The organism is Haladaptatus sp. W1, assembly GCF_001723155.1.
GTDB classification, from domain to species: Archaea; Halobacteriota; Halobacteria; order Halobacteriales; family Haladaptataceae; genus Haladaptatus; species Haladaptatus paucihalophilus.
In genome coordinates, this window is record NZ_MEIH01000302.1 from 1 (window position 1) to 4,175 (window position 4,175).

At 53.0% G+C, this 4,175-nt stretch carries 2 protein-coding genes and 1 pseudogene; all 3 read right to left on the bottom strand.

Features of this window, described 5'->3' with window-relative positions; translation table 11 throughout:
* Positions 1 to 833: 833 nt before the first annotated feature.
* Positions 834 to 1,058: a MarR family transcriptional regulator gene (locus BG842_RS28925; RefSeq protein WP_254663213.1), complete on the bottom strand. Its 225-nt coding sequence runs from the start codon at positions 1,056 to 1,058 to the stop codon at positions 834 to 836.
* Positions 1,059 to 1,487: 429 nt separating this feature from the next.
* Complete coding sequence (locus tag BG842_RS28930; RefSeq protein ID WP_139136135.1) at positions 1,488 to 2,963, bottom strand: helix-turn-helix domain-containing protein; 1,476 nt, start codon at positions 2,961 to 2,963, stop codon at positions 1,488 to 1,490.
* 660 nt (positions 2,964 to 3,623) lie between these two features.
* Positions 3,624 to 4,175 (bottom strand): annotated as a pseudogene (locus BG842_RS15335) (hypothetical protein); the annotation flags it as partial.

Genomic DNA, 4,175 nt, shown 5'->3' on the forward strand with positions numbered 1-4,175 from the left:
ATGGTCCGACGGGCAGCGTGGACGGCCCTCGCGACGCGTCGGGCCGTCCCCGCGAACCGGCCACCGGACGACCGGTTTACCCGGTAACTTTCGGTCGGGCTAGCCTGCGGTATGAGTGGCGACGCTGTCGCGTCGGCGGCAGACCGCCGCCGACAGCGACGGCTCGCCTTCGATTCGTCCATGCTTCTCTCGTCGAGACCGTCAGAGCAACCGCTCCGACACAGAACTCAGGCTTCAGAAACAGTTGGCCGAGGATGCTTTGTGAGGTACTGAATATATATTCGCGTTCGAGGCCATATTCATTTTGATTCCCGTGGACGTTCGAGAACTTTCCAGGCACTCTTTGCTTTCTACCGGAGTACTTGGTTAGCCTTCCTTCTCCTTGGCATATTATATTTTTCTTATGTCATTGGTGAAAAAATATTTTATTTTCTAGACTTAGAGTTAATTTTGCTGCCGTATAATCCAAAAATATCTAGTATACATAATCTGAACTTCGCAGTAGTTGTTGCAGAAATAATCGGTCTACTTTCAATGCTCACTTACACTCTTGGAAAAGCGAAAAACAAATATAGAGATTATTATCTTGAATACCTTATATCCGATTATATATTAATACAAATGCTTAATCGGCAAAAGAATCGAGTTTCACATTCGATAAATGGTGTTTCATTAATTAAAGATAAAGAATAAGTGTCGAACTAAATGTCAATACTCACAATAATATTGTGATCATTATTTGATTGTGTCTGCTAGATATGTTCGAGACACTGGGGAACAGTTGTTATAATAAGATATTAAGTAAACACAACCATGAGCAAAGATTGCTAATCTTATTCACGAGGATCGTCAACAAACTCGTAGACACCACCACCAATATTTTTGACTAAACCAGCAGCTTCGAGCATTCCTAAACGGGTTGAGATATGCTGTCGAGAGTATTCAAGCTCGTCACCGAGATTTTTCGGCGTGTTTCGTCCCCATGGTTGATCGCTGGCTCGTCCTTCTTGAAGTTGGTCCAAGATCTCTCCATCGACACCGTCGAGTTTGAGGCTCACTAATTTTGACATCGGTCTAATCGTTACTTTACGCTTGTCTTTGCTATCGTAAACATTTTACTAACAGACCGTCTTTTGAACAATACATTAGACCATACAATAGTAATCTATTAGTGACTGAATATTGAATTAATGAGCAAGAAGCGTGGGATTCCGGTCAGAAATCGGACGGCGCTGCAACGCCGCCCACGCTTCTGGTCACAGAAGCATGACTAGCAATACCCCTGCCGTAGAAAAACGCATCGACTACCAACCACCCGTTCTCGGAGGACACCTGTAATGGCGTCCTTCGACGAGAAACCTAACGGCGGTGCACTCTCAATCGAGGCCCAATTCGGCGCAAAAACCTTCCACCCCGTCAAGCGCCTCGAACCCACACCCGATACCGCCGCCCAGGACCACGACCAACCCGCACCAACTACCGACGAGTCAATCACCCGTGCGTACCTCGTCGAACTCCGCGTGGGTTTCCAAACCCGAACCAATACCACCAACGAAGAGCCCTACCTGTACTGCATCTACGCTACGCCAGACTGCCAACGTTTCTTCGAACGTCGTCTCCCGATCGACTACGACGAAAACGGCTTCCAGATTCCCGAGGACACCGAGACCTACCGTTCGGTCGCCACCACCAAAACAGGCAATCCGAATTTTCGCGTTCGTCACTATCTTCTCGTCTTCCAGTATTCGGAGGTGGTGGCGGATGGTCGACAATGAAACATCCATTCGGTCGTCCAACTGTGAGAGATATGTTCCAGGCGCGCGCTCGATGTGATCATGCAGCTCCGCGCGTACTTCTTGTTCGAGTGGATCAGAGTCATCATACTTACTGTATCTGAGTGGCATAAACGGCCACCAGACCCGGTCTCCGAGCTTTGGTTTAGAGAAGACACCCACTGTATTGGCGTGGGTGGCCAGCGTTCCGATCTCCGGGCGATGGAGGACGACGCCGGCAGTGACAGTCACGCCGATGAGTTCGGCGGTTTTCGTAGGGTGGGCCGGAATCGTCGGACTAGATTCGCTCGGGTGTGTCTCTGGATCGTTCGCCTCTACTGTCCTCGTTGATCTGTCCGCGTTCGCCTCACCGCCGGATGCAGTGTCGCTCAACTGCGGCGTCGTGTTGGGAGCAGTGTTCATCTCAACTGTTTCGCTTTGTACCACGGACAATGACGGGGTTGCAACCGGTTTGAACGGACGACCCATGGGGGTCGTCTTTTTGACGGTGCCAATTCCGTTCTCATCTGTTTTCGTCACATGTGGCGACGCATTCAGATTCTCTTTGATGACGCCGGCGGTCGCATCGCTTGCGATATCGAGTCCCGACTGTCTATTCGCGTTTGCGGTATCGGCAGTCGGTCCCACGTTTTTGATGACTGTGTTGCTGATTTCCCCGACGTTGCCGCGTGCCGCGTTGGTCGGGAGGGAATTGGTTTTCGTTTTCTCGGATGAGTTACCAGTCGATGTCGGTCTGTCGTTAGCGGCATCGGAGGTGGCTTCGATCTCGTCTACATTCTTGCTCGGATCCACTGTGTCGGTTGTGCTGGATACATCAGTTTCACGGGAAGTGTCGCCGACGCTCGTCGTGTCGAGCGTGCCGTTCGTCTTGGGGGTCGTCGCCTCGGGGTCGATCGTGGACGGTGACCAGCCAGACTCGTTCGCATCATCGACAGTGCTGGACACGTCCGACACTGCGTCGGTCGTCGTGGTCACTGTTGTGTTGACTTTCGATTGACTTACCGTCGACTTTGGAGTTGTCGCTATCTTGGTTGTAGCCGTGGCGCCCGACGTGTTCGTGGTCACGTTTGCGTTTCCGCCGTGTGAGCCTTCTGCGGGGAGCGCGACTATGAGCCCTGAAAGACAAAGGAGTATAGCGATCAGAAGAACTGAAAGCCTATAGTTTTTCATCTGTTCTCAATCCTGATGTTCTAGGTTACCTTCCGGGACAATAATTATACTTTTCTCATATAAAAGAAATATTTAGTTAAGATACAAATATGACTTCTATCAGTTTCTAGTTAAATATTCGTCACTTTCTCGGCTGGGGTACCCAACCGGAACTGCCAGTCTCTGGCGGGTGGCTGCGTGGCTACCCGCTATGCAAGCACTGTGAGTGTTGGAATATCGCGTGCCGCGCTCGGGCCTTTGGGGAAGTGTTGAATCGCTCGACGCCCTACGGAGCAACCCTTGCCCGTGAACGAGGAGGATATCACATCACATAGAGCGTGCCATCAGTGGTCCGCTGATCACGAAAGCCGTCGAACCGGGAGATGGTCGAAATTCTCGATGACCGTGACCCTCTCTGTCGTAGGCACGTCGTCGACTACCTCGAGTGTTTCGTGGATGTTCGCACGCCGCCGGCCAAATGCTGTCTCGGTCTCGTCATCCTCAATCGCATAATCGCTGCACCGTAATTTAGCAGACGATGGGTAGTTGCCCTAATCTAGATTGCATTTTTGACTCTTTTGTCAAGTAATTTATCCATCCTGAGTTCTCGCTACTACACGAGTGTTAGGTAGCTTGGCTTCGACGAGTAAACTGGTCGATCTCATATCGTAGGACACCGAGCTACCGTGTACTCTTGGGAACGAGAGGTGGCGAACTGGTGAGTATCGTCAGGCCGAACAGGACCGTCCCCGCCACCGCCCAGCGAACGGGGTTCTCCGGGGTCCGAAACAGCCGCAATCCGACGTACAACCCCGTCACCGTGAACAGGAAGGCCGGAGCGCGGACGATGCCGCCCGCCGAGAGGTGCCACTTGAACACGGCGGGACTAACCGCGACGACGAGCGCCGCGAGCCCCGCTCGTCGGTTTCTGTCGGGTGCGTCGGCGAACACCTCGTGTCCGAGGAGATAGGTTGGAACGACGGTCAGGACGGTGACGACGCCGGGCAGGAAGCGCGTCAGGGTCAGCGGGCCGACGCCGAGGACGTCGCGGGCGAGCGCGGCGACGTAGAACGCGAGCGGCGATAGCCGAACGGAATCCCGTTCGGCGTGTACCGCGGAACCCGCGCCGGAAGGCGATAGCCGTTGTCGCGTATCGCGTCGGCCATCGCCAGGTATAGACCGCCGCCCGTCGCGGGATACGGGTGTGTCAACAGGTAGGCCGCGAACACGACG